At 61.8% G+C, this 24,698-nt stretch carries 20 protein-coding genes; 13 read left to right on the forward strand and 7 right to left on the reverse strand.

Translation table 11 applies throughout. The annotated features are described in order from the left end of the window. The first annotated feature begins 218 nt into the window (after positions 1-218). The 7 genes from ACIQUS_RS21235 (at position 219) to ACIQUS_RS21265 (ending at position 10,649) form a co-directional block, all read left to right on the forward strand. Entirely contained in the window at positions 219-3,050 is a 2,832-nt protein-coding gene (locus tag ACIQUS_RS21235; RefSeq protein ID WP_403050993.1) for a 2-oxoglutarate dehydrogenase E1 component, read from the forward strand. 42 nt (positions 3,051-3,092) lie between these two features. After that, positions 3,093-4,313 carry a 2-oxoglutarate dehydrogenase complex dihydrolipoyllysine-residue succinyltransferase gene (odhB, locus tag ACIQUS_RS21240; RefSeq protein WP_403050996.1) on the forward strand — a complete coding sequence of 407 codons (1,221 nt, stop codon included), beginning with the start codon at positions 3,093-3,095 and terminating at the stop codon, positions 4,311-4,313. A 94-nt stretch (positions 4,314-4,407) separates the two neighbouring features. Next, positions 4,408-5,844 carry a dihydrolipoyl dehydrogenase gene (lpdA, locus tag ACIQUS_RS21245; RefSeq protein WP_403050999.1) on the forward strand — a complete coding sequence of 479 codons (1,437 nt, stop codon included), beginning with the start codon at positions 4,408-4,410 and terminating at the stop codon, positions 5,842-5,844. Positions 5,845-6,019: 175 nt separating this feature from the next. Further along, positions 6,020-7,186, forward strand: coding sequence for an ADP-forming succinate--CoA ligase subunit beta (gene sucC, locus ACIQUS_RS21250; protein ID WP_285862320.1), 1,167 nt, complete (start codon positions 6,020-6,022; stop codon positions 7,184-7,186). Next, a complete protein-coding gene (gene sucD, locus ACIQUS_RS21255) occupies positions 7,186-8,070 on the forward strand; it encodes a succinate--CoA ligase subunit alpha (RefSeq protein ID WP_038613108.1) in 885 nt (294 codons plus the stop codon). The genes sucC and sucD overlap by 1 nt, the downstream gene beginning before the upstream one ends. A gap of 333 nt (positions 8,071-8,403) precedes the next feature. Continuing rightward, positions 8,404-9,717: a branched-chain amino acid transport system II carrier protein gene (brnQ, locus tag ACIQUS_RS21260; protein WP_403051004.1), complete on the forward strand. Its 1,314-nt coding sequence runs from the start codon at positions 8,404-8,406 to the stop codon at positions 9,715-9,717. Between the two features lie 188 nt (positions 9,718-9,905). Continuing rightward, a complete protein-coding gene (locus tag ACIQUS_RS21265; RefSeq protein WP_403051007.1) occupies positions 9,906-10,649 on the forward strand; it encodes a DUF599 domain-containing protein in 744 nt (247 codons plus the stop codon). Positions 10,650-10,722: 73 nt separating this feature from the next. Here the strand turns inward: ACIQUS_RS21265 and ACIQUS_RS21270 are convergent, their stop codons facing one another. Continuing rightward, positions 10,723-10,995: a hypothetical protein gene (locus ACIQUS_RS21270; protein WP_403051010.1), complete on the reverse strand. Its 273-nt coding sequence runs from the start codon at positions 10,993-10,995 to the stop codon at positions 10,723-10,725. Positions 10,996-11,151: 156 nt separating this feature from the next. Between ACIQUS_RS21270 and ACIQUS_RS21275 the strand changes: the two genes are divergently transcribed. The 4 genes from ACIQUS_RS21275 to ACIQUS_RS21290 all read left to right on the forward strand — a co-directional run bounded on the left by ACIQUS_RS21275 (position 11,152) and on the right by ACIQUS_RS21290 (position 14,876). After that, complete coding sequence (locus tag ACIQUS_RS21275; protein ID WP_403051013.1) at positions 11,152-11,628, forward strand: PaaI family thioesterase; 477 nt, start codon at positions 11,152-11,154, stop codon at positions 11,626-11,628. Next, positions 11,625-12,086: a PaaI family thioesterase gene (locus ACIQUS_RS21280; RefSeq protein WP_403051016.1), complete on the forward strand. Its 462-nt coding sequence runs from the start codon at positions 11,625-11,627 to the stop codon at positions 12,084-12,086. Before ACIQUS_RS21275 ends, ACIQUS_RS21280 begins: the two co-directional genes overlap by 4 nt. A gap of 103 nt (positions 12,087-12,189) precedes the next feature. Beyond that, positions 12,190-14,094 (forward strand): molecular chaperone HtpG, encoded by a 1,905-nt coding sequence (gene htpG, locus ACIQUS_RS21285; RefSeq protein WP_403051019.1) that lies wholly within the window; start codon positions 12,190-12,192, stop codon positions 14,092-14,094. A gap of 56 nt (positions 14,095-14,150) precedes the next feature. Next, entirely contained in the window at positions 14,151-14,876 is a 726-nt protein-coding gene (locus ACIQUS_RS21290; RefSeq protein ID WP_403051022.1) for a dienelactone hydrolase family protein, read from the forward strand. A 108-nt stretch (positions 14,877-14,984) separates the two neighbouring features. Here ACIQUS_RS21290 and ACIQUS_RS21295 read toward each other — a convergent pair whose 3' ends face one another. Next, positions 14,985-15,845 (reverse strand): pirin family protein, encoded by an 861-nt coding sequence (locus ACIQUS_RS21295; protein ID WP_403051025.1) that lies wholly within the window; start codon positions 15,843-15,845, stop codon positions 14,985-14,987. Positions 15,846-15,960: 115 nt separating this feature from the next. On the opposite strand from ACIQUS_RS21295, the gene ACIQUS_RS21300 reads away from it, so the two are divergent. Continuing rightward, on the forward strand, positions 15,961-16,965 hold the full coding sequence (locus tag ACIQUS_RS21300; RefSeq protein WP_403051028.1) for an amidohydrolase family protein: 1,005 nt from the start codon (positions 15,961-15,963) through the stop codon (positions 16,963-16,965). Between the two features lie 70 nt (positions 16,966-17,035). Further along, a complete protein-coding gene (locus tag ACIQUS_RS21305; RefSeq protein ID WP_403051031.1) occupies positions 17,036-17,500 on the forward strand; it encodes a DUF3859 domain-containing protein in 465 nt (154 codons plus the stop codon). A 151-nt stretch (positions 17,501-17,651) separates the two neighbouring features. Here ACIQUS_RS21305 and fabB read toward each other — a convergent pair whose 3' ends face one another. From fabB to ACIQUS_RS21330, 5 genes are all read right to left on the reverse strand, one after another. Continuing rightward, the gene (fabB, locus tag ACIQUS_RS21310) at positions 17,652-18,872 is read right to left on the reverse strand and encodes a beta-ketoacyl-ACP synthase I (RefSeq protein ID WP_403051034.1); all 1,221 of its coding nucleotides are present in this window, start codon (positions 18,870-18,872) and stop codon (positions 17,652-17,654) included. 11 nt (positions 18,873-18,883) lie between these two features. Next, positions 18,884-19,399, reverse strand: a complete 516-nt coding sequence (fabA, locus tag ACIQUS_RS21315; RefSeq protein WP_403051037.1) for a 3-hydroxyacyl-[acyl-carrier-protein] dehydratase FabA — start codon at positions 19,397-19,399, stop codon at positions 18,884-18,886. A 211-nt stretch (positions 19,400-19,610) separates the two neighbouring features. Further along, positions 19,611-21,536, reverse strand: a complete 1,926-nt coding sequence (locus ACIQUS_RS21320) for a response regulator (protein WP_403051040.1) — start codon at positions 21,534-21,536, stop codon at positions 19,611-19,613. Then, positions 21,533-22,426, reverse strand: a complete 894-nt coding sequence (locus ACIQUS_RS21325) for an ABC transporter substrate-binding protein (RefSeq protein ID WP_403051043.1) — start codon at positions 22,424-22,426, stop codon at positions 21,533-21,535. The genes ACIQUS_RS21320 and ACIQUS_RS21325 overlap by 4 nt, the downstream gene beginning before the upstream one ends. Further along, a complete protein-coding gene (locus ACIQUS_RS21330; RefSeq protein ID WP_403051046.1) occupies positions 22,426-24,537 on the reverse strand; it encodes a TonB-dependent receptor plug domain-containing protein in 2,112 nt (703 codons plus the stop codon). Before ACIQUS_RS21330 ends, ACIQUS_RS21325 begins: the two co-directional genes overlap by 1 nt. Positions 24,538-24,698: the final 161 nt, after the last annotated feature.

Consider the following 24,698-nt stretch of genomic DNA (forward strand, 5'->3'; position numbering starts at 1 on the left):
CGAGGTGCGGGCCCTTGCCCGCACCAAGGTGCAACCCGAGCGAAGGCGCACAATGCCTGAGCTTTTACCTATGAAGATATGAGACCAGCAGGGGCTTCCGGGCTGGTACCCGGAAAATCTGTGGGATCCTTGGTGGCTTGGTTCGGTCGCTGCATCAGGACTTTTCCAGGCTTGCTATGGCTCTCGCCGATCCGTCCCCTAACCGAGGGTGACCAAGCATGCAAGAAAGCGTGATGCAGCGCATGTGGGAAAGCGCCCACCTTTCAGGTGGTAACGCTGCATATGTGGAAGAGCTTTATGAGCTCTACCTGCACGACCCTAACGCTGTGCCAGAAGAGTGGCGCACTTACTTCCAGAAGTTGCCCGCCGAAGGCAGCACCGCTACCGATGTATCGCACTCGACAATCCGCGACCATTTCGTACTGCTGGCAAAGAACCAGCGCCGCGCCCAACCGGTTTCCGCCGGGAGCGTGAGCAGTGAACACGAGAAGAAGCAGGTTGAAGTACTGCGACTGATCCAGGCCTACCGTATGCGCGGCCACCAAGCCGCTAAGCTCGACCCCCTGGGGTTGTGGCAGCGCCCTGCGCCCGTAGACCTGTCGATCAATCACTACGGCTTGACCAATGCCGATCTTGATACGACCTTCCGTGCCGGCGACCTGTTCATCGGCAAAGAGGAAGCGAGCCTACGCGAAATTTTCGACGCTTTGCAGCAGACATATTGCCGCACCATTGGCGCCGAGTTCACCCACATCGTCGACTCCGAGCAGCGCAGCTGGTTCCAGCAGCGTCTGGAGAGCGTCCGTGGGCGTCCGACCGTCTCGGCAGACGTGCAGAGTCACCTGCTCGAGCGCGTGACCGCTGCTGAAGGTCTGGAAAAATACCTGGGTACCAAATACCCGGGCACCAAGCGTTTCGGCCTGGAAGGCGGCGAGAGCCTGATTCCAATGCTGGACGAGCTGATTCAACGTTCCGGTTCCTATGGCACCAAGGAAGTTGTCATCGGCATGGCCCACCGTGGCCGTCTCAACGTGCTGGTCAACACCTTCGGCAAGAACCCGCGCGACCTGTTCGACGAGTTCGAAGGCAAGAAGAAGGTCGAGCTGGGCTCCGGTGACGTTAAATACCACCAGGGCTTCTCGTCCAACGTGATGACCAGTGGCGGTGAAGTTCACCTGGCCATGGCGTTCAACCCCTCCCACCTGGAAATCGTCTCGCCAGTGGTGGAAGGTTCGGTTCGCGCCCGTCAGGATCGCCGCAACGACACCGTCGGTGACAAGGTTCTGCCGATTTCCATCCACGGTGACGCGGCATTCGCCGGTCAAGGCGTGGTCATGGAAACCTTCCAGATGTCGCAGACCCGCGGTTTCAAGACCGGCGGTACCGTGCACATCGTGATCAACAACCAGGTTGGTTTCACCATCAGCAACCCGCTGGACTCGCGTTCCACCGAGTACTGCACCGACGTCGCCAAGATGATTCAGGCGCCGATCCTGCACGTCAACGGTGACGATCCGGAAGCGGTGCTGTTCGTGACCCAGCTGGCGGTCGACTACCGCATGCAGTTCAAGCGTGACGTGGTCATCGACCTGGTCTGCTACCGTCGCCGCGGCCACAACGAGGCCGACGAGCCGAACGGCACCCAGCCGCTGATGTACCAGCAGATCACCAAGCAGCGCACCACCCGTGAACTGTACGCCGACAGCCTGATCAAGGCCGGCCGTCTGGATGCCGAGCGCGTCCAGGCCAAGATCGACGAGTACCGTAATGCGCTGGACAACGGTCTGCACGTGGTCAAGAGCCTGGTCAAGGAGCCGAACAAAGAGCTGTTCGTCGACTGGCGTCCGTACCTGGGCCATGCCTGGACCGCGCGTCACGATACCCGCTTCGATCTGAAGACCCTGCAGGAACTGTCGGCCAAGCTGCTGGAACTGCCGGAAGGCTTCGTGGTTCAGCGCCAGGTTTCGAAGATCTACGAAGACCGCCAGAAGATGCAGGCCGGTGGCTTGCCGATCAACTGGGGCTACGCCGAAACCATGGCCTACGCGACCTTGCTGTTCGAAGGCCACCCGATCCGCATGACCGGCCAGGATATCGGTCGCGGCACCTTCTCCCACCGCCATGCGGTGTTGCACAACCAGAAGGACGCCAGCACCTACCTGCCACTGAAGAACCTGTTCGACGGTCAGCCAAAGTTCGACCTGTACGACTCCTTCCTCTCGGAAGAAGCGGTACTGGCCTTCGAATACGGCTACTCCACCACCACGCCGAACGCGCTGGTGATCTGGGAAGCCCAGTTCGGCGACTTCGCCAACGGCGCCCAGGTGGTTGTCGACCAGTTCATCACCAGCGGCGAGCACAAGTGGGGCCGTCTGTGCGGTCTGACCATGCTGCTGCCACACGGTTATGAAGGGCAGGGGCCTGAGCACTCCTCGGCACGTCTGGAGCGTTACCTGCAGCTGTGCGCCGAGCACAACGTCCAGGTCTGCGTACCGACCACGCCGGCTCAGATCTACCACCTGCTGCGTCGCCAGGTCATCCGTCCGCTGCGTAAGCCGCTGATCGTACTGACACCGAAGTCGCTGCTGCGCCACAAGCTGGCCATCTCGACCCTGGAAGAACTGGCCGAAGGCTCGTTCCAGACTGTGATCCCGGAAATCGATACCCTCGATCCGAAAAAGGTCACTCGCCTGGTCCTGTGCTCGGGCAAGGTCTACTACGATCTGCTGGAAAAACGTCGTGCCGAAGGCCGCGAAGACATCGCCATCGTGCGTATCGAGCAACTGTATCCATTCCCTGAGGACGATCTGGTCGAGATCCTCGCGCCGTACACCAATCTCAAGGATGTGGTGTGGTGCCAGGAAGAGCCGATGAACCAGGGCGCCTGGTACAGCAGCCAGCACCACATGCGTCGTATCCTGACCCGCCACAATAAAGAGCTGGTCCTGGAATACGCCGGTCGTGATGCTTCGGCAGCGCCAGCCTGTGGTTACGCTTCGATGCACGCCGAGCAGCAGGAAAAACTGCTGCAAGATGCCTTCACTGTTTAATGCCATCGCGCACCAGAAACCGAATTTAAGGAACCACTGATAATGGCTATCGAGATCAAAGCCCCTACTTTCCCGGAATCGGTTGCCGATGGCACCGTTGCCACCTGGCACAAGCAACCGGGCGAAGCCGTCAAGCGTGACGAGCTGATCGTCGACATCGAGACCGACAAGGTCGTGCTGGAAGTACTGGCTACCGCCGACGGCGTACTGGGTGCAATCGTCAAGGGCGAGGGCGACACCGTCCTGTCCGACGAAGTCCTGGGCTCGATCGTAGAGGGTGGCGCTGCTGCCGCTGCGCCTGCCGCTGCCGCCGCTCCAGCTGCCGCTGCTGCACCTGCAGCCGCTGCTTTGGACGAAGACGCCATCGGCGCGCCAGCTGCCCGCAAGCTGGCCGAAGAGAACGGCATCGCCCTGAACAGCATCAAGGGCACCGGTAAAGACGGTCGCATCACCAAGGAAGACGTGGTTGCTGCCATCGAAGCGAAGAAATCCGCTCCGGCTGCCGCACCTGCCGCCAAGCCAGCCGCTGCCGCTGCTGCTCCGGTTGTCGCCGCTGGCGATCGCACCGAGAAGCGCGTGCCGATGACCCGCGTTCGTGCCACCGTGGCCAAGCGTCTGGTCGAAGCCCAGTCGAACATGGCCATGCTGACCACCTTCAACGAAGTCGACATGACCGAAGTCATGGCCCTGCGTTCGAAGTACAAGGACCTGTTCGAGAAGACCCACAACGGCGTGCGCCTGGGCTTCATGTCGTTCTTCGTCAAGGCTGCCACCGAGGCGCTGAAGCGCTTCCCGGCTGTCAACGCCTCGATCGACGGCTCCGACATCGTCTACCACGGCTACGCGGACATCGGCGTTGCCGTTTCCAGCGACCGTGGCCTGGTTGTGCCTGTACTGCGTAACGCCGAGCTGATGAGCCTGGCTGAAATCGAGAACGGCATCGCCACTTTCGGCAAGAAAGCCCGTGACGGCAAACTGTCGATCGACGAAATGACCGGCGGTACTTTCACCATCACCAACGGCGGTACCTTCGGTTCGATGATGTCGACCCCGATCGTCAACCCGCCTCAGGCCGCTATCCTGGGCATGCACAACATCATCCAGCGTCCTATGGCCATCAACGGCCAGGTCGTTATTCGCCCGATGATGTACCTGGCACTGTCCTACGATCACCGCCTGATCGACGGTAAAGAAGCCGTGACCTTCCTGGTGACCATCAAGAACCTGCTGGAAGACCCGGCTCGTCTGCTGCTGGACATCTAAAAAAACAGCTGCGAGGTGCAAGCGACAAGCTTCGGGTAGAAGCGGGTCGTCTTGCAGCTTGCAGCTTGTGGCTTGAAGCTAAAAGGAATCTTTTATGACCCAGAAATTCGACGTGGTAGTGATTGGTGCAGGTCCTGGCGGCTATGTAGCTGCAATCAAGGCCGCCCAACTCGGTCTGAGCACTGCCTGTATCGAGAAGTACACTGATGGCGAAGGCAAACTGGCCCTCGGCGGTACCTGCCTGAACGTGGGTTGCATTCCATCCAAGGCGCTGCTGGACAGCTCCTGGAAGTACAAGGAAGCCAAAGAGAGCTTCAACGTTCACGGTATCTCCACCGGCGAAGTCAAGATGGACGTCGCTGCGATGGTTGGCCGCAAGGCTGGCATCGTCAAGAACCTGACCGGCGGTGTTGCCACCCTGTTCAAGGCCAACGGCGTTACTTCGATCCAGGGCCACGGCAAGCTGCTGGCCGGCAAGAAAGTCGAAGTCACCAAGGCTGATGGCACCACCGAAATCATCGAAGCCGAGAACGTGATCCTGGCCTCCGGTTCGCGTCCGATCGACATTCCACCGGCTCCGGTCGACCAGAATGTCATCGTCGACTCCACCGGCGCCCTGGAATTCCAGGCCGTGCCGAAGCGCCTGGGCGTCATCGGTGCCGGCGTCATCGGTCTGGAGCTGGGCTCGGTCTGGGCTCGCCTGGGTGCCGAAGTCACCGTCCTGGAAGCCCTGGACACCTTCCTGATGGCTGCTGACACCGCCGTCTCCAAGGAAGCCCTCAAGACCCTGACCAAGCAAGGTCTGGACATCAAGCTGGGCGCTCGCGTGACCGGCTCCAAGGTCAACGGCGCTGAAGTCGAAGTGACCTACACCGACGCCAACGGCGAGCAGAAGATCACCTTCGACAAGCTGATCGTTGCGGTCGGTCGTCGTCCGGTGACCACCGATCTGCTGGCTGCCGACAGCGGCGTGACCATCGACGAGCGTGGTTTCATCTTCGTCGACGATCACTGCGCTACCAGCGTACCGGGCGTCTACGCCATCGGTGACGTGGTTCGCGGCATGATGCTGGCGCACAAGGCCTCGGAAGAGGGCATCATGGTCGTCGAGCGCATCAAGGGCCACAAAGCCCAGATGAACTACGACCTGATCCCGTCGGTTATCTACACCCACCCGGAAATCGCATGGGTCGGTAAAACCGAACAGGCCTTGAAGGCCGAGGGCGTTGAGGTTAACGTGGGCACCTTCCCGTTCGCGGCCAGCGGCCGTGCGATGGCGGCCAACGACACCGGTGGTTTCGTCAAGGTCATCGCCGATGCCAAGACCGACCGCGTCCTGGGTGTGCATGTGATTGGCCCATCGGCTGCGGAACTTGTGCAGCAGGGTGCAATCGCAATGGAATTCGGCACCAGCGCCGAAGACCTGGGCATGATGGTTTTCTCCCATCCGACCCTGTCCGAAGCGCTGCATGAAGCCGCGCTGGCTGTGAATGGCGGTGCCATTCACGTTGCCAACCGTAAGAAGCGTTAAACAATAAGAAACCACGGCGGACAGCCCGTCGTGAGTCTTGCGTGCATGGCTCACCGCGGAACGTCCGCCGGACTCGAACTCCCGGAGCATACCGGGGGCAAGTGGTCACAGGTGGCGCGGCACCCCTCCGGGGCGCAGCGCCGAAGCGCAGTACCTAACGAAGACGGTAAAAAGCATGAATCTTCACGAGTATCAGGGTAAGCAGCTGTTCGCTGAATACGGCCTGCCAGTTTCCAAGGGTTTCGCAGTCGACACCCCTGAAGCTGCAGCAGAAGCCTGCGAAAAAATCGGCGGTACCGAGTGGGTTGTCAAAGCCCAGGTCCACGCCGGTGGTCGCGGTAAAGCGGGCGGCGTCAAGCTGGTTCGCAGCAAGGAAGACGCCAAGGCGTTCGCTGCGCAATGGTTGGGCAAGCGTCTGGTCACCTACCAGACTGACGCCAACGGTCAGCCGGTTTCCAAGATCCTGGTCGAATCCTGCACTGACATCGCCAAAGAGCTGTACCTGGGCGCTGTAGTCGACCGTTCGAGCCGTCGCATCGTGTTCATGGCTTCCACCGAAGGTGGCGTGGACATCGAGAAAGTCGCTCACGACACTCCTGAGAAGATCATCAAGGCTACTATCGATCCACTGGTCGGCGCTCAGCCGTTCCAGGGTCGTGAACTGGCTTTCCAGCTGGGTCTGGAAGGCAAGCAAGTTGCTCAGTTCGCCAAGATTTTCGTCGGCCTGGCCAAGCTGTTCCAGGACCACGACCTGGCCCTGCTGGAAGTCAACCCGCTGGTGATCAAGGCTGACGGCGATCTGCATTGCCTGGATGCCAAGATCAACATCGACGCCAACGCCATGTACCGTCAGCCCAAGCTGAAAACCTTCCACGACCCGTCCCAGGACGATCCTCGTGAAGCCCACGCTGCCAGCTTCGAGCTGAACTACGTGGCCCTGGAAGGCAACATCGGCTGCATGGTCAACGGTGCCGGCCTGGCCATGGGTACCATGGACATCGTCAACCTGCACGGCGGCAAGCCAGCCAACTTCCTCGACGTAGGTGGTGGTGCTACCAAAGAGCGCGTTACCGAAGCCTTCAAGATCATTCTGTCCGACAGCAATGTCGCGGCCGTTCTGGTCAACATCTTCGGCGGCATCGTTCGCTGCGACATGATTGCCGAAGGCATCATCGGCGCGGTGAAAGAAGTCGGCGTTAAAGTACCGGTTGTTGTTCGCCTGGAAGGTAACAACGCTGAACTGGGTGCTAAAGTACTGGCAGAAAGCGGTTTGAACATCATTGCGGCAACCAGCCTGACCGACGCTGCTCAACAAGTTGTCAAAGCTGCGGAGGGCAAGTAATGAGCGTCCTGATCAATAAAGACACCAAAGTCATCTGCCAGGGCTTCACCGGCTCGCAGGGTACTTTCCACTCCGAACAAGCCATCGCCTACGGCACCAAGATGGTTGGCGGCGTGACTCCAGGCAAGGGCGGCACCACTCACCTGGGCCTGCCAGTGTTCAACACCGTCAAGGAAGCCGTTGCGGCGACCGGTGCTGACGCTTCGGTCATCTACGTTCCGGCTCCTTTCTGCAAGGACTCGATCCTGGAAGCAGCGTTCGGCGGCATCAAGCTGATCGTCTGCATCACCGAAGGCATTCCTACCCTGGACATGCTGGACGCCAAGGTCAAGTGCGACGAACTGGGTGTTACCCTGATCGGCCCTAACTGCCCAGGCGTCATCACTCCAGGCGAGTGCAAGATCGGCATCATGCCAGGTCACATCCACCTGCCAGGCAAGGTCGGTATCGTTTCCCGTTCCGGCACCCTGACCTATGAAGCGGTCAAGCAGACCACTGACGCCGGTTTCGGTCAGTCCACCTGCGTTGGTATCGGTGGCGACCCGATCCCGGGCTCCAACTTCATCGACATCCTGAAACTGTTCCAGGAAGACCCGAAGACCGAAGCGATCGTCATGATCGGTGAGATCGGCGGTTCGGCTGAAGAAGAAGCAGCTGCCTACATCAAGGCCAACGTCACCAAGCCTGTGGTTTCCTACATCGCTGGTGTTACCGCTCCTGCGGGCAAGCGTATGGGCCACGCTGGCGCCATCATCTCCGGCGGCAAAGGCACTGCAGACGAGAAGTTCGCTGCCCTGCAAGACGCTGGTGTGAAAACCGTGCGTTCGCTGGCAGACATCGGCAAGGCCCTGGCCGAGCTGACTGGCTGGGAAGTGAAGAAGTAAGCTTCGGCTGACCTTCGCTTTTTAGCCACAAAGGCCACCTTCGGGTGGCCTTTGTGCTTTCTGCCTTCTGCAGGTTTGCTCGGTCCCTGTGGGAGCGGGCTTGCCCCGCGATCCGTTCACCCAGGCGACACGCATATTCGCTCATCGGACAAGCACCGCTCTAGCATCGCGTTTCCCCGCCAATTTCGTTACCCTATGCGTTCATTTTGTGCCCGGACCCCAAAAGGGAACGACACGCTAAACGGGCTTGGCTCATCCAGCCAGGCAGCATTTCCCTCACCCAAGGGGAAATCCCTCTCTAAATCCCGATTTCAGAAGTGTGGTATTTCCTTAATGAAAGTGTTGAAAGGCCAGGACATCCTGGCGCTTGGTTTTATGACGTTCGCGTTGTTCGTCGGAGCGGGCAATATTATCTTCCCACCTATCGTCGGCTTGCAGTCCGGTCCTCATGTCTGGATGGCGGCGCTGGGCTTCTTGATCACCGCAGTCGGCCTGCCGGTCATCACCGTGGTCGCCCTGGCCAAGGTCGGCGGTGGCATGGATGCGCTGAGCAGCCCGATCGGCAAAGTTGCCGGTGGCTTGCTGGCCGCCGTGTGCTACCTGTCGGTCGGCCCGCTGTTCGCCACCCCGCGTACGGCAACGGTCTCCTTCGAAGTCGGTGTGGCCCCGCTGACCGGTGAAAGCCCGACTGCGTTGTTCATCTACAGCCTGGTGTACTTCCTGGTGGTGCTGGCCGTGTCCATGTACCCCGGCAAGCTGCTCGATACCGTTGGCCGCTTCCTGGCGCCACTGAAGATCATCGCCCTGGCGGCCCTGGGCATCGCTGCCTTCATGCTGCCAGCCGGCACCATGGGTGAAGCGCAGCCGGCCTATGAGGCTTCGGCGTTCTCCCAGGGCTTCATCAATGGCTACCTGACCATGGATACCCTGGGCGCGCTGGTGTTCGGTATCGTCATCGTCAACGCCATCCGCTCCCGTGGTGTCGAGTCGCCGCAGCTGATCACCCGCTACGCCATCATCGCCGGCCTGATCGCCGGAGTCGGTCTGGCGCTGGTGTACATCAGCCTGTTCCGCCTGGGCGCGGGCAGCCATGAAATCGCTGCCGGTGCCACCAACGGCGCGGCGGTACTGCACGCCTATGTGCAGCACACCTTCGGTTCGCTGGGCAGCGGCTTCCTCGCCGTACTGATCGCCCTGGCGTGCCTGGTCACCGCCGTGGGCCTGACCTGCGCCTGCGCCGAGTACTTCAGCCAGGTGCTGCCGTTGTCCTACCGCACCCTGGTGGTGATCCTGGCCGCGTTCTCGCTGCTGATCTCCAACCTGGGCCTGACCAAGCTGATCATGTTCTCGATTCCGGTCCTGACCGCGATCTATCCGCCTTGCATCGTGGTGGTAGGCCTGAGCTTCGTCAAAGAGCTGTGGAACTCCCAGACACGCATCCTGGCACCGGTGATGCTGGTGTCGCTGCTGTTCGGCATAATCGACGCCATCAAAGGCACCAGTCTTGCGGCCATGCTGCCTGACATCTTGTCGCACCTGCCGTTGAGCGACCAGGGCCTGGCCTGGCTGATCCCTTCGGTGCTGACCCTGGCTGCGGCCGTGGTCTGTGACCGCATGCTGGGCAAGCCGCGCGAAGCGCTGGCCTGAGAATAGGTCCCGACCTGGCATGGGCCACAAGCCATAGCATGCCGGGCAGGACAGATTCCAAGCCCCGTGTCCGAAAGGATGCGGGGCTTTTTCGTTTATCGGGTTCAGACGTGTCTTTTTCTGCTGCTAAGCGTCGAAAGCCGGTCAAAGCGCTTTACTGTGCACGCAACCCTTTATCGGAACCTTGAATGAGCTTCGTACAAAGCAATCTGATACATCTGCTGGCGGCCTGCTGGTTCGTTATCTGCTGGGGCGGCTATACCCGCTATGCCACCTGGAAGGGCCGCGACACCGCATGCCTGGCCAGTGTGTTGCACCTGTACCGCGAAGACTGGATGCGGCGCATGCTGATGCGCGACAACCGTATTGCCGATGCCAGTGTGATCGGCAACCTGGAGCGCAACGCGTCGTTCTTTGCCTCCAGCACGCTGATTATCCTCGCCGGTATCCTCACCGTGCTCGGTGCCTCGGATCGGGCTGTTTCGCTGTTGGCTGACCTGCCGCTGGTGCAGCAGGCCTCCCAGGGTATGTCGGAAATCAAGCTGCTGTGCCTGGCCACGGTGTTTGTCTACGCCTTTTTCACCTTCAGCTGGTGTATGCGCCAGTACAACTTTGCCGCCGTACTGGTGGGGTCGGCACCGATGATCGGCGAGCGCCACGTCAGCGAACTGGAGCGCAAGGCCTTCGCCCAGCGCGCCGCCCGGGTGATTTCCATGGCAGCCAACCAGTTCAACTTCGGCCTGCGTTCGTATTACTTCGGCATGGCCATGCTCAGTTGGTTTATCGGCCCGTGGTTGTTCATGCTGATGAGTACCGGGGTGGTGCTGGTGCTGTACCGCCGCGAGTTCCACTCCGATGTACTCGATGTGATGGTATTTACCCCCACCGAGGCGCCGGTGGCAGACAGCACTAAAGAAGGTGTTATTAACTGAATCGTTTAATCTGTTGTTAACAGCCATAAAAAAACCCGACCGAAGTCGGGTTTTTTCATTCCAGGCAGCGAGCTTACTTGGCAGGCTCGGCCGGAGCAGCTGGAGCGGCCGGTACAGCAGGCGCGGCTTCTTCAGCGGCTTTCTGTTGCGCTTCAGCACTGTCTTTGGCGGCTTCGGCGTTTTCTTTTGCAGCCTCGTTCACTTTATCCTGAGCTTCGTCCATCTTCTGCTGGGCGTTCTCGGTGTGTTGCGCTGCATCCTGGGCTTTGTCTTCGCTGGCTTTATCGCAAGCAGCAAGACCCAGGGCGGCGGCCAGCATTACGGCAAAGGCAAAAGGTTTACGCATGGGGTGTTTCTCCTCGTGGAAATAAGTTACTTGTACCTTTGAACACAAGTAGCCAAGAGAAGTTCCACGGTTGTTAAAGATATATAACTGCCGGATCTATATGGACTTTTTCCCGGGCTTGTGCATTGCCTTGATAACCACGAAGGCGTTAGTGATATGAGCGAGACTTCTTTGCAGGCAATGGCGCAACGGTTTCTTTGTGCATTACCCCATTGCCAGTTATTGCAGATGCGTGTTCATCATGTTGATGCGCAGGGCATGACCCTGCTATTGCCCTATTCGGCGAAGATCGTCGGCAACCCGCAGACCGGTGCCATTCATGGCGGCGCGTTGACCACATTGATGGATACCACCTGCGGCATGGCCACCCTCTGCGCGCTGACGGAGTTCGAAGTCTGCCCGACCCTGGACCTGCGCATCGACTACATGCACCCGGCCAAGGCCGGCCAGGACATCTATGGCTACGCCCAGTGCTACCGGGTGACCCGGGATGTGATCTTTACCCGCGGCATGGCCTACCAGGATGACCCCGAGCAGCCTATCGCCCAGGTGGTGGGCACCTTCATGCGCCTGGGCAAGGGGATCAAGGGCGGCCTGAATTTCGGTAACAGTCTCAAGGGGCGCACGCAATGATTCCGCCAGAAGTCCACCAGCAGCTGCGCCAGGCCCATGCCGAGGGCAATTACCAGCCTCTGCTGGCGCTGATTCCCTATGCCGGCCTGATCGGCATCCAGTGCAGCCGTCAGGGCGATGACTTGCTGTTCTGCCTACCGGCCAACAAGGACAACATTGGCAACCCGTTGCTGCCGGCGATCCATGGGGGCGTCATCGCCGGGTTCATGGAGCTGTCGGCGGCGTTGTACCTGATGATCTTCAGCGAAAGCGCGGCCATTCCGAAAATCATCGATTTCTCCATCGACTACCTGCGCGCCGGACATTACCGCGACACCTACGCCAGGTGCCAACTGTGGCGCCAGGGGCGGCGGGTGACGAACGTGGCGATCACCGCCTGGCAGGGCAGCGAGGACGAGCCGATCGCCACCGCCCGGGCACATTTCAAGATCGAAGAGATGCCGTCGCCCTTGAAATAGCCTCGCATGCCCCCATCTGCAGGACATCCCGTCGTGAAAGCAGGCCCGGACCGTGGGGCCGCCTGCCAAGCGAAACTGCCATCAGATTGGAGTGTTGAAGACCATGAGTGTGGAGACTCAAAAAGAAACCCTGGGCTTCCAGACCGAGGTGAAGCAACTGCTGCACCTCATGATCCATTCCCTGTACTCGAACAAGGAAATCTTCCTGCGGGAGCTGATTTCCAACGCCTCCGACGCGGTCGACAAACTGCGTTTCGAAGCCCTGGCCAAGCCTGAGTTGCTCGAAGGTGGCGCCGAGCTGAAGATCCGCGTCAGCTTCGACAAGGCAGCCAATACCGTCACCCTCGAAGACAACGGCATCGGCATGAGCCGCGAAGACGTGATCGCGCACCTGGGCACCATCGCCAAGTCCGGCACAGCCGACTTCATGAAGAACCTCACCGGCGACCAGAAGAAGGACTCGCACCTGATCGGTCAGTTCGGTGTGGGCTTCTACTCCGCGTTCATCGTCGCCGACAAGGTCGACGTCTTCAGCCGCCGCGCCGGCCTGCCAGCCGCCGAGGGCGTGCACTGGTCGTCCAGGGGCGAAGGCGAGTTCGAAGTGTCCACCCTCGACAAGCCCGAGCGTGGTACGCGCATCGTCCTGCACCTGAAAAAAGGTGAAGAAGAATTCGCCGACGGCTGGCGCCTGCGCAACATCGTCAAGAAATACTCCGATCACATCGCTCTGCCGATCGAGCTGCCCAAGCAGGCCGAGGCCGCCGAAGGTGAAGAAAAGCCGGCCGAAGAATGGGAAACCGTCAACCGTGCCAGCGCCCTGTGGACCCGTCCGCGTACCGAGATCAAGGACGAGGAGTACCAGGAGTTCTACAAGCACATCGGCCACGATTTCGAGAACCCGCTGGCCTGGAGCCACAACAAGGTCGAAGGCAAGCTTGAGTACAACTCGCTGCTGTTCGTGCCGGCCCGCGCCCCGTTCGACCTGTACCAGCGCGAAGCACCGCGCGGCCTGAAGCTGTACGTGCAGCGCGTGTTCATCATGGACCAGGCCGAGTCGTTCCTGCCGCTGTACCTGCGCTTCATCAAGGGTGTGGTCGATTCCAACGACCTGTCGCTGAACGTGTCGCGCGAAATCCTGCAGAAAGACCCGATCATCGACTCGATGAAATCGGCCCTGACCAAGCGCGTGCTGGACATGCTCGAGAAGCTGGCCAAGAACGAGCCTGAGCAGTACAAGGGCTTCTGGAAGAACTTTGGCCAGGTGATGAAAGAAGGTCCGGCCGAAGACTTCGCCAACAAGGAAAAAATCGCAGGTCTGCTGCGCTTTGCTTCCACCAGCGATGACAGCGGCGAGCAGAGCGTTGCCCTGGCCGACTACCTGGCTCGTGCCAAGGAAGGCCAGGACAAGATCTACTTCCTCACCGGCGAGTCCTACGCGCAGGTCAAGAACAGCCCGCACCTGGAAGTCTTCCGCAAGAAAGGCATCGAAGTGCTGCTGCTGACCGACCGCATCGACGAGTGGCTGATGAGCTACCTGAGCGAGTTCGACGGCAAGAGCTTCGTCGACGTCGCCCGTGGCGACCTGGACCTGGGCAAGCTGGACTCCGAAGAGGACAAGAAAGCCCAGGAAGAAGTGGCCAAGGAAAAAGAAGGCCTGGTCGAGCGCCTCAAGGCCGCCCTGGGTGAAAGCGTCAGCGAAGTGCGCGTGTCGCACCGCCTGACCGATTCGCCGGCGATCCTGGCCATCGGTGAACAGGACCTGGGCCTGCAGATGCGCCAGATCCTCGAAGCCAGCGGGCAGAAGGTGCCGGACTCCAAGCCGATCTTCGAATTCAACCCGGGCCATCCGCTGATCGAGAAGCTGGACAACGAGCAGAGCGAAGACCGTTTCGTCGACTTCTCGCACATCCTCTTCGATCAGGCCGCCCTGGCGGCGGGTGACAGCTTGAAGGACCCGGCGGCGTACGTTCGTCGCCTGAACAAGCTGCTGGTCGAATTGTCGGCTTAAGTAGAGTCAGGAAAGCCCGCTTCGGCGGGCTTTTTTCATGGGGCAAGGAGGAGTGCATGAGCAAGGTTACAATCGAGTCGTTGGTCTATCATGTTGCCGGCAAGGCCTATGAGAGTCGCCTGGTCTACACCCAGGGTGCTCTGGGGCAGCCCGGGCTGCTGATGGCACCCAACTGGATGGGCATCGGCGAGGGCGCCGAGCGCATTGCCAAGGAAGTGGCCGCCCAAGGGTATGTGGTACTGATCGCCGATCTCTACGGGCAGACCCTGCGCCCGTCGAACATGGATGAGGCGGCGGCGGCGATGATGCCGCTCAAGGACAACCGCGTTGAACTGCGCAAGCGCATGAAGGAGGCGCTCAATCAGCTGCTGGGCCAGTCGCGGGCGGTGCTGGAGCCGGGCAAGCTGGCCACCTTCGGCTTCTGTTTCGGCGGTTGCTGTGCCCTGGAGCTGGCTCGCGAAGATGTGCGGCTGCAGGCGGCGGTGTCCTTCCATGGCACTCTGGATACGCCAATGCCGGCCCAGGAAGGCAAGGTCAAGGCGTCGATGCTGGTGCTGCATGGCGCGGCCGACCCGCTTGTACCCAAGGAGCAACTGCCGGCATTCGAAGCCGAGATGGACGCTGCCAAGGTCGACTGGCAGCTGATCAGTTACGGCGGTGCGGTGCATTCCTTTACCGACACCGCGGCGAACATGCCGGGCAAGATGAAATACGACGCGCGCACCTCCAAGCGGGCGTTCCGGGCGATGTTCAACCTGCTGGATGAGGTGTTCAAGGCCTGAGTCCATCGCCGGCTATGCCGGCTCCCACAGGTTCAGCATCTGTTCTTGTGGGAGCCTGTGTGGCCGAGCCGCCTGTTGTAGGAGCGGGCTTGCCCCGCGATCAGTACCTCAAGGCAACTCGATCCGCTCGGTTTCCCCCGGCACCTTCGGCCAGTCTCCGGCCGCCCAGCGCGCCCGGGCCTGCTCGATCAGCGCCGGGTCACTGGCGACGAAATTCCAGTTCATCCGCCGCGGCCCGTCCAGTGGCGCTCCGCCGAACAGTACCAACAGGCATTCGCCCTCGGCGTACAGGCTCATCTCCTCACCCTGCGCCAGCACCACCAGGCTACGAGGTTCGACGGCCTCATCGTCCAGGCTGACCTCGCCCTCCAGCACATAGAGCGCACGCTCAGCGTGTTCGGTGGGGATGGTCAGGGTGGTGGCCGCCTGCATCCGTACCAGCGCATAGAGCGTCGGTGAGAGCACTGGCACCGGCGATTCCAGGCAGAAGCCGCTACCGGCGATCATGCGGATGTTCACGCCCAGGCTATCGCTGCTCGGCAGGCTGGCCGCAGGATGATGGCTGTAGTGCCCATCGCCTTGCTCGGCGTCCTTGGGCGAGGCCAGCCAGACCTGCAGCCCGTGCAGTCGCGAGCCGCGTGCCAGCAGATCGGCAGGGGTGCGCTCGACATGGGCGACACCGGCGCCGGCGGTCATCCAGCTCACGTCCCCGGCTTCGACCCGTTGGTCCGAACCGAGGCTGTCCTTGTGTTGCAGTTCACCTTCGAACAGGTAGGTGAGGGTGGAGAGGCCGATATGCGGGTGCTGGCGGATGTTCATGCCCGTGCCCGGGGCATAGTCGGTTGCGAGCATGTGATCGAAGAACACGAAGGGCCCGACGCTGCGCGATTGCGCCGAGGGCAACGGACGCAGGATGGGCTGGCCTTCGACGGATTCGGCGCGAGGGCGGATGACCAGGGGATTGCTCACGGTAGGCTCCAGGCCGGGAAGGGATGGCTTGAGCATACCCTGTAACAGGCAGCGGCTGAACTGTGCCGCCGGCGCGCCGGTCTACCCTGTCTGAGACGACCGGAAGGAGTGTGCGATGTTTGTCAGGGGCCTGGCCTGGATTCTGCTGTTGGGATTGAGCCTGCAGGGCGTGCAGGCGCGCGAGTACCGCTACAGCGATGCGCACCTGCACTACGTCGACTTCTTCCAGGAGAGCGAGGGTATGGAGGCGCTGCTCAAGGCCATGGATGAGGCGGGTATCGAGCAGTCGATGATCGCCGGCATCCCGGTGGCGAAAAAATGGCATGAAGACGAACCCAAGCGCCCGCGCTATTACGCCGGCGACGATGCCGATGCCTACTGGTACAGCGCCACCGATCTCTACGTCGCGGCAGCGCTGGAAAAACTCGAACCCGTGCAGCGCCAGCGCTTTCATCCGTTTCTGGCCGGCTTCAACCCGGTGGACAAGAACGCCGTGGCCCACATCGAGCGCATGCTGGCGCTGTACCCGGGGCTCTGGCAAGGCATCGGCGAAGTGTTCACCCGTCACGACGATCTGACCGCCCTGACCACCGGCGATACCCCACGGGCCAACAACGAGGCGATGACCCGCATCTATCACCTGGCCGCCGAGCAGGATCTGCCGGTGTTGATCCATTCCAACATCACCTCCAAGCGCGAACGCAATCCGCTGTACCTGGCGGAAATCGAAGAACCGCTGCGCAACCACCCGCATACCCGCTTCATCTGGGCCCATGCCGGCACCAGTCTGGAGATCCATCGCCACCAGACGCAGCTGGATTTCCTCCTGCCGACCCTGGCGCGGATGCTCGAGGACTATCCGAACCTGTACATCGACCTGTCCTGGAGCGTCCTGCAGCCCTATCTGCTGGACGAGCAGGGCAAGCCCAGGGCGCAGTGGGTCGAGCTGGTCACGCGCTTCCCTGAGCGTTTCATGCTCGGTTCCGACGTGGTGGGGCGGTTTGCCAGCCTGGGTGAGCAGTTGCACGGTTTCGATCGCTTCCTCGATGCCTTGCCCGAGGCGGTGGCGCGCAAGGTTGCCCGGGACAACTTCCTGGCCGTGCTGCCCAAGCCGCGATAGTTGCCAAGCTGTCATCAGCCTGTCATGCCAGCGTCATAGCCTGCCGCCATCAACCTTGATGGAGTGCACCATGTTTTCCAGTCGTTTCAGTGCTGTGTGCGGGCTCATGCTGGTCAGTGGCCTGGCCAGTGCCGAAGTCCGCGTCGAAGGCCCGATCGAGTACGGCGTGTTCGAAACCCGTCACCAGAACTTCCAGCCGGGCGAGCGGGTGCTGACCCAGAGCAACCAGACCATCCAGCAGACCGACGAGATCCCGGCACGCCTGGGCGCCAAGTTCGGCATGCGCTATCGCCTGCAAGGCAAGCTTGCCGAAGACACGCCGCTGACCTTGTTGTATCTCACCCCGGGCGTGCGCACCCCCGATGGCAAGCGCCATGACAAGTTCGAAGTGGTGCAGAAACTGGTGCCCGGTGCCAGCCAGGATGTGATGGCCTATGAGTTCACCGAGAACCATGAAGTGGTGCCGGGCCAATGGCATTTCATGGTGTTCCAGGGTGATCGCCTGCTTGCCGAGCAGCGCTTCACCGTGCGTTGAGGGCAGGTTGCTGGTAGCGCTCGCTGTGGGGGCTGCCCATCGCCGGCTACGCCGGCATCCCACAGGATGCGGTGTTTGCAGCAGTTGTGGGAGCCGGCAGAAACAAAAACGCCCCGACAAGTCGGGGCGTTTCATCATAAGGGGCTAGCCCTTACTTGCCTTCCCAGCGCTTGAGCACCAGGGTGGCGTTGGTGCCGCCGAAACCGAAGCTGTTGCTCATCACGGTGTCGATCTTGGCGTTCTCGCGGGTTTCGCGCACAACCGGCAGGTCGGCTACTTCCGGATCCAGCTCGTCGATGTTGGCGGAGCCGGCGATGAAGCCGCCTTCCATCATCAGCAGGCAGTAGATCGCTTCATGAACGCCAGCGGCGCCCAGGGAGTGACCGGACAGGCTTTTGGTCGAGCTGATGGCCGGGGCCTTGTCGCCGAACACTTCACGCACACCTTTCATTTCCGCGACGTCGCCGACCGGGGTCGAGGTGCCGTGGGTATTCAGGTAGTCGATCGGGGTGTCGACGGTGGACAGCGCCTGCTGCATGCAGCGGATTGCGCCTTCGCCGCTCGGGGCCACCATGTCGTAGCCGTCGGAGGTCGCGCCGTAGCCGACGATTTCGGCGTAGATCTTCGCGCCGCGGGCCAGGGCGTGCTCCAGTTCCTCTACCACCACCATGCCGCCGCCGCCAGCAATGACGAAACCATCACGGTCGGCGTCATAGGCGCGCGAGGCCAGTTCAGGGGTTTCGTTGCGCTTGGTCGACAGGGCGCCCATGGCGTCGAACAGGAACGACTGGCTCCAGTGCTCTTCTTCACCGCCGCCGGCGAAGACGATGTCCTGCTTGCCCCACTGGATCTGCTCCATGGCGGTGCCGATGCAGTGTGCGGAGGTGGCGCAGGCCGAGGAGATCGAGTAGTTGATACCCTTGATCTTGAACGGGGTGGCCAGGCACGCCGATACGGTGCTGCCCATGGTACGGGTTACACGGTACGGGCCGACGCGCTTGACGCCTTTTTCGCGCAGGGTGTCCAGCGCTTCCATCTGGTTCAGGGTCGAGGCGCCGCCGGAGCCGGCAACCAGGCCGGTGCGCGGGTTGGACACCTGCTCTTCGGTCAGGCCCGAATCCTTGATCGCATCCTGCATCGCCAGGTAGGCGTAGGCGGCGGCGTGGCCGACGAAGCGGTAGACCTTGCGGTCGATCAGTTCTTCGAGGTTGAGGTCGATGGAACCGGAAACCTGGCTGCGCAGCCCCATTTCCTTGTATTCCGGGTTGAAACGGATGCCCGGACGGCTTTTACGCAGGTTTTCGGAGACGGTCTCTTTGTCATTGCCCAGGCAAGAAACGATGCCCAGACCTGTGATTACGACGCGGCGCATGCGAATAACCCTTAGAAATTGTCAGTGGAGGTGAACACGCCGACACGAAGGCCGTCGGCGGTGTAGATCTCGCGACCGTCGACGCTGACCGAACCATCGGCAATGGCCATGTTCAGTTTGCCTTTGAGGACGCGCTTGATATGAATGTTGTAGGTGACTTTCTTCGCTTCTGGCAGCACCTGGCCAAAAAACTTCACTTCGCCCGAACCCAGGGCGCGGCCACGGCCTGGCAGACCCTGCCAGCCAAGGAAAAACCCGACCAGCTGCCACATGGCGTCAAGGCCCAGGCAGCCCGGCATCACTGGATCGCCTTCGAAGTGGCAAGCGAAGAACCACAGGTCCGGGGTGATATCCAGCTCGGCGACCAATTCACCTTTGCCGTACTTGCCGCCTTCCTGGCTGATGTGGGTGATGCGATCCACCATCAGCATGTTCGGGGCGGGCAATTGCGCGTTACCTGGGCCGAACAGCTCACCGCGACTGCAGCGCAGCAGGTCTTCCCGAGTAAAGGCGTTTTGTTTGGTCATGCGAGCTCCTCAATAGTCCCCGTGCGGCAGGGGGCAAATCTTCCCGGCCGACCCAAGACCCTTGTGCTTGGGGCGGTAGCCTACACATAGACTATTGCGTTGTAGTGAAAGTCACAGCGCACGGGGCAAAGAAGTACACTTGTGCACTGAAATTTTATTTTCAGGTCCTACGACGGACCTGTCCAGTCCATAAGACTGCCGCAATTTCAGATTAATCGCCAGTCGCAGCTGACTGATCGGGCAGCCATCGCTGCAGAATCTGCTGCAGATCAGTACGTTTGAACGGCTTTGCCAGGTAATCGTTCATCCCGGCACCCAGGCAGCGCTCACGATCACCCTGCAAGGCATTGGCGGTCAGGGCGATGATGGGCGTGGCGGCGGCCAGGGGCAACTGGCGGATGCGCCGGGTGGCCTCATAGCCGTCGATGATCGGCAGGCGGCAGTCCATCAGGATCGCGGCAAAGCGCTGGCGGGCGACCTGGGCCACCGCCTGGGCGCCGTCGACGGCCGTGCATACCTCGAAACCAAGGCTGCGCAGCATGGCTTCGATCACGGTCTGGTTCACCGGGTTGTCTTCCACAAGCAGGACCCGCCGACCCTGGCCTTCGCTTGCTTTGGCGCTGTTCGAGACCGGCAGCTGCGGCGCCTGGGCCGTCGACAGGGCCAGCGGCATCTCCAGGGTGAAGGTCGAGCCCAGGCCTTCACGGCTTTCGGCGCGCAGGGTGCCGCCCATCCGTTCGGCCAGGGTGCGGGCGATCGACAGTCCCAGGCCCGTGCCGCCGTAGCGCCGGGAAATCGAACTGTCGGCCTGCTGGAAGGCGACGAACATCATCTCCAGGTGGGCGTTGTCGATGCCGATGCCGGTGTCCTGTACCGCGCAGGTAAACCAGATCAGCTGCGTATCGAGCACTTGCCAGCGTGGTTCGATACGCACGCTGCCGCGTTCGGTGAACTTCAGGGCGTTGCCGATCAGGTTGAGCAGGATCTGGCGGATCCGCGTCGGGTCGCCTGTCACCTGCAGTTGCGCCATGCCCGCCGGTAATTGCAGGTGCAGGTCCAGGCCGCGCTGGACAGCCAGGTGCTGGAAGGACTGCACGCTGCTGCCGATCAGTTCACCCAGGTTGAAGTTGATCTGCTCCAGTTCCAGGTGGGTGCGCTCGATCCGCGAGAAGTCGAGGATATCGTTGATCACCTTGAGCAGGTGCCCGGTCGATTCGCTGGCCACGGCGGTGTACTCGGCCTGCTCTTCGCTCAAGGGGGTGGTTTCCAGCAGTTGCAGCATGCCCATCACGCCGTTCATGGGCGTGCGCAACTCGTGACTCATCATGGCCAGGAAGTCGGACTTGGCCCTGTTCGCCTGCTCGGCTTCTTCACGGGCCTGGATCAGCTGCGACATGGCTTGCTGCTGTTCGTGGCTGGCCTGGCCCAGGGCGCTGGCCAGGTTGTTGATGTGCCGGGCCAGGTGGCCCAGTTCGCTGTCGTCGACCACCGGCAGCGGGGCGTTGTATTCACCCTGCTGGATGGCCTTGACCGCATGGCCCATCTCGCTGATCGGCTGGGCCAGGCTCTTGGCCAGGCGCCGGGCCAGAAGGAAGGTGAACAGCAGGGCGAACAAGGCCAGGATCGCGGCCTTGATCATGATTTCCTGCTGGCGCTCGCTGAACGCATCGTTGGACATGCCGACGATGACCCTGCCCAGGTAGTCGTCACCGATGTTCTTCGCAGGTTGCCCGCCGTTGTGCAGGAAGTCGTTGTCCAGGCGGATCTGCTGCAGGCGAATGGGGGCCTGGAAGACCTCGACCTGCTGCGCGCGATTGGTGTGCTCGTCGGGTTGCTCGACGTACACCAGGATATGGTTGCTGCTGTCCTGTACTTCCAGGAAGCGCACGTGGGGAATGCTCAAGGTGGCACGCATGAGGCTTTCGAGCACTTCGTCGTTGCCGGCGATCACCCCGTATTCCGATGCCGGCGCCAACTGGTTGGCGATCAACTGGCCGGTGTGATTGAGCTCCTGGCGCAGGTCCTGGATCCGTACGAAGGTAAAGAAGCTGATCAGCAGCAGGGTCAGCAGCAGGGCAGGGCCCAAGCTGATGATCTGCGTACGGGTGTGGATGTCCCAGCTCAGACGACGCCTCATGGTCTGCGTTCTCCTTCAGCCAGTGCCAACGCGGCTCGCTCGGGGTCGATGGCTTCGATGCCCAGGGCGCGGGCGACCTGCTGGTTGCCGACGACACTGAAATGATCAGGGTAGAGGGCTCGTGGCCATCGGCCTGGCGGTTGGTCGAGCAGGCGGTCGAGCACCGCCAGCCAGTCGTTCTGGTCGCTCAGGGTGCTGGCCAGGGCGCCGGCCCTGACGAACCCGGCATTCGGACCGATCAAGGCCATCTGCCGCGCGTAGCTGCTGAGCAACAGGTTCTTGGCGGTCTTTGAGTTGTATAGCTGGGGATCGTCGATGCCCAGCAGTACGTCGCTGTGCTGCAGCAGGGTTTGCAACGGACGGCTGTCACGCAGGTCCGGCCAGGCTTCGGCGACGATCTCAAGGCCCATGGGCTTGGCGGCGCGACGCAGCTCCTCGATCAGGAACTGGCTGTGCTGGGCATAGAGCACGCCAACGCGCCGGGCCTGGGGCAGCAGGTAGCGGGTCAGGCGCAACTGGCGGTCCAGCGGCGGGTCGCTCCATAACAGGCTCAGGTAGGCCGGACGCAGGCTGCCCAGGCGCTTTTCGGCCTGGACCCGGCTGACACGCAAGGCCAGCGCCGGTGGTCCGGCGGTTTCACCCAGGCGCCACTCAAGGCTGGTGTTGTCCAGCAGGATCAGGCGGATGTTCGGGCTCAGCCTGGCGGGGCGGGGCAGTTCGTTTACCGGTACGAATCGCACCGTATCGGCTGGGCGGCGCTCACGCAGGGCCTGGACAAAATGCTCGACACCGGGGCTGTCCTGGCTACCGGTGAGCAGGACTTCACTCGCCGACAGGCCTCCCAGCGGCCAGAGACAGGCCAGCAGCAGCCAGCGCCGCAGCCTGCGCATCAGAATGTCAGCTCCGCACTGAAATACAGGACATGGCGGCTGTCATAACGGTTGTCGTCATGGGTGGTGGGTTCGTCGTCCAGGCGCTGTTGCAGCATGCCTGCCAGTTCCAGTTGGGTGCGTTGCCAGCGAAGGCGCTTGGCCACGCGCAGGTCCACGCGTTCGAAACGGTACTGGTTCAGCGCATCGTCACCGTAGTAGAACAGGGCGCTGGACCAGCCCTGGCCCCAGTCGCGCAGCCAGCCGGCCGAGCCGCTGTTGCTTGCACTGAGGTCGCTGTCGGCGGGGTTGCTGGCCCAGGCATCGACGTACGCGTAGGTCAGGCGCAGGCGGTCGGCCCGGTTCAACTGCCAGTCCAGCTGGGCCTCGCTGCCACTGTAGCGGGCCTTGTTGCTGTTGCTGGCGATGTACTGGTTGTTGCGCAAGGGCTCGCTGATCATGCCGGTGATTTCGTCGTAGAACAGCTTGAGGTCGATACTCAGGTCGGCGCCTGCGAAGTAACCGTTATAGCCCAGTTCCCGCGAGCGCATGTGTTCCTGGTCCAGGTCGCCGGGGCCGCGGGTCTTGACGAAGTACTGGGCGCTGCGCTGGCCGAAGGCCGCCGGGGTCAGGTTATCGACCCGGTAGCTCCAGTTGACGTTGTTCTCGAACATGTCGGGCGAGCGCACAGCCTCGGAATACACCGCACGCAAGCCGTGGCGCGGTGTGATCAGGTAGTTGACCGCCAGGCGCGGGGTCAGCGAGCTGCCGGAGAGCTGGGCGTCCTCGAACATCGCCCCGCCCTGGAGGATCCAGTGCTCGTCCGCTCGCCACTCCAGGTGGCCGAACAGGCGCCAGGTGCTGTCATCGACGCTGCCGTTGAAGTAGGTCTGCGAATCGGCGCGGTCGTAGCGGTAATTGGCGCCGCTGACCAGGCGCAGGCTGTCGGACAGGCTAAGGGTGTCCTGCAATTCCAGGTCGTAGCGGGTTTCGCGGGTGCTCTGGTCGATGTCGCCGCAGACCTGGCGGGAGCCGCCCAGGCGCCACTGCTCCTTGACCCTGGCGGCCAGTGCCTGGCGTTCACCCGCGCTGGCCGGCAGGGGGGCGAGGATGTTGCGCGCCACTTGCTCGGTGAAGTTGGGGTCCAGTTGCCAGAGGCGGGTCAGTTCCGGGCTGAACGATAGCGCCGCGTCACAGGCGCGCCAGACCTGCTGACGGTCCCAGTGCTGGGCCGCCCCCTGCAGGTAGAGGCTGTGCTCGGGGCTCAGGTCGAGGTTCCAGCGCACTGAGCCGGCATAGTCCTTTGCGTTGACATCGGAGTTGTCACCGTTGGCGGTCACGCCGTAGAACACTGGCTGATAGGTGTAGGGGCGCTGGTTGCTGCCTTCTTTGGCCGCGAACTGCCAGTCCAGGCTCTGGTCGCTCGCCAGGGTATGGCTGGCGCTGATGTTCAGGCGGTTGAGCCGGCGGCTGTCGCGGTAGTCCTGGCCGTTTTTGTGTTCATCGAAGCCGTCGTCCTGCATGCCGGAGAGCGACAGGCGCAGGTCGCCGCCGTCCCAGCCGCTGCCTTGGCTTGCGTACCAATCGTTGATACCGCGCTGGCCACGGGTGACTTTCAGGCGCGTGCCGTGGCTGTCGGCCGGCTTGCGGGTGAGGATGTTGACCACCGCCATCAGCGCATTGGCGCCATAGCTGACGGTGTTGGGGCCACGAAAGACCTCGATGCGTTCGATGTCCTCCATGGCCAGCGGAATATCGCTCCAGTCCACCGTGGCCAGGCCTGCGCGGTACACCGAGCGGCCGTCGATCAGCACCTGCATGCGCCGCGCGAAGTTGACGTTGCTGCCGTGGTAATTGACCGTGGGCTGATTGGCGGCGCCGTAGCCGATCATCATGCCCGGGACCAGGCGCAGCAGTTCGGGAACGTCGCGGGCGCCACTGGCGCGAATCAGCTCGTTGTCGAGCACGGTCATGCTGCCGGGCACGGCTGCCGGCGACTGTTTGAGCCGGGTCGCGGTCAGCACCTGTGGCATGGCCTGGCTATCGACGAACAGGTCGTCGGCCGCCGTGGGGCCGCTCAACAGGGCGGTCAGCAGGATCAGAGGGCGAGAAGCTGGAGAGCCGGATGGCACGGTGCGGCCTTGGTTGCAGGTTCAAACCGGGCATGTTAACCGAGTGGCCAGCATTTTTCAGTCGTGGACCGGCCAATGCCGTGGTCAAATCGCGCATCTGGCGCTGGCTCTGGCACGGCCGCTCCGTATAATGCGGGAGTCGCCACTTTTTTGGTTTTAAC

The organism is Pseudomonas sp. NPDC090755, from assembly GCF_044769005.1.
Classification (GTDB): domain Bacteria; phylum Pseudomonadota; class Gammaproteobacteria; order Pseudomonadales; family Pseudomonadaceae; genus Aquipseudomonas.

Coding starts and splice junctions, on each gene's coding strand:
- ACIQUS_RS21325 (WP_403051043.1), bottom strand. CDS start 22,426: ATGCGCAGGCTGCGGCGCTGGCTGCTGCTGGCCTGTCTCTGGCCGCTG.
- ACIQUS_RS21280 (WP_403051016.1), top strand. CDS start 11,625: ATGATTCCGCCAGAAGTCCACCAGCAGCTGCGCCAGGCCCATGCCGAG.
- brnQ (WP_403051004.1), top strand. CDS start 8,404: ATGAAAGTGTTGAAAGGCCAGGACATCCTGGCGCTTGGTTTTATGACG.
- ACIQUS_RS21265 (WP_403051007.1), top strand. CDS start 9,906: ATGAGCTTCGTACAAAGCAATCTGATACATCTGCTGGCGGCCTGCTGG.
- fabB (WP_403051034.1), bottom strand. CDS start 18,872: ATGCGCCGCGTCGTAATCACAGGTCTGGGCATCGTTTCTTGCCTGGGC.
- ACIQUS_RS21305 (WP_403051031.1), top strand. CDS start 17,036: ATGTTTTCCAGTCGTTTCAGTGCTGTGTGCGGGCTCATGCTGGTCAGT.
- ACIQUS_RS21235 (WP_403050993.1), top strand. CDS start 219: ATGCAAGAAAGCGTGATGCAGCGCATGTGGGAAAGCGCCCACCTTTCA.
- ACIQUS_RS21320 (WP_403051040.1), bottom strand. CDS start 21,536: ATGAGGCGTCGTCTGAGCTGGGACATCCACACCCGTACGCAGATCATC.
- htpG (WP_403051019.1), top strand. CDS start 12,190: ATGAGTGTGGAGACTCAAAAAGAAACCCTGGGCTTCCAGACCGAGGTG.
- fabA (WP_403051037.1), bottom strand. CDS start 19,399: ATGACCAAACAAAACGCCTTTACTCGGGAAGACCTGCTGCGCTGCAGT.
- ACIQUS_RS21300 (WP_403051028.1), top strand. CDS start 15,961: ATGTTTGTCAGGGGCCTGGCCTGGATTCTGCTGTTGGGATTGAGCCTG.
- ACIQUS_RS21275 (WP_403051013.1), top strand. CDS start 11,152: ATGAGCGAGACTTCTTTGCAGGCAATGGCGCAACGGTTTCTTTGTGCA.
- sucC (WP_285862320.1), top strand. CDS start 6,020: ATGAATCTTCACGAGTATCAGGGTAAGCAGCTGTTCGCTGAATACGGC.
- sucD (WP_038613108.1), top strand. CDS start 7,186: ATGAGCGTCCTGATCAATAAAGACACCAAAGTCATCTGCCAGGGCTTC.
- lpdA (WP_403050999.1), top strand. CDS start 4,408: ATGACCCAGAAATTCGACGTGGTAGTGATTGGTGCAGGTCCTGGCGGC.
- odhB (WP_403050996.1), top strand. CDS start 3,093: ATGGCTATCGAGATCAAAGCCCCTACTTTCCCGGAATCGGTTGCCGAT.
- ACIQUS_RS21290 (WP_403051022.1), top strand. CDS start 14,151: ATGAGCAAGGTTACAATCGAGTCGTTGGTCTATCATGTTGCCGGCAAG.
- ACIQUS_RS21270 (WP_403051010.1), bottom strand. CDS start 10,995: ATGCGTAAACCTTTTGCCTTTGCCGTAATGCTGGCCGCCGCCCTGGGT.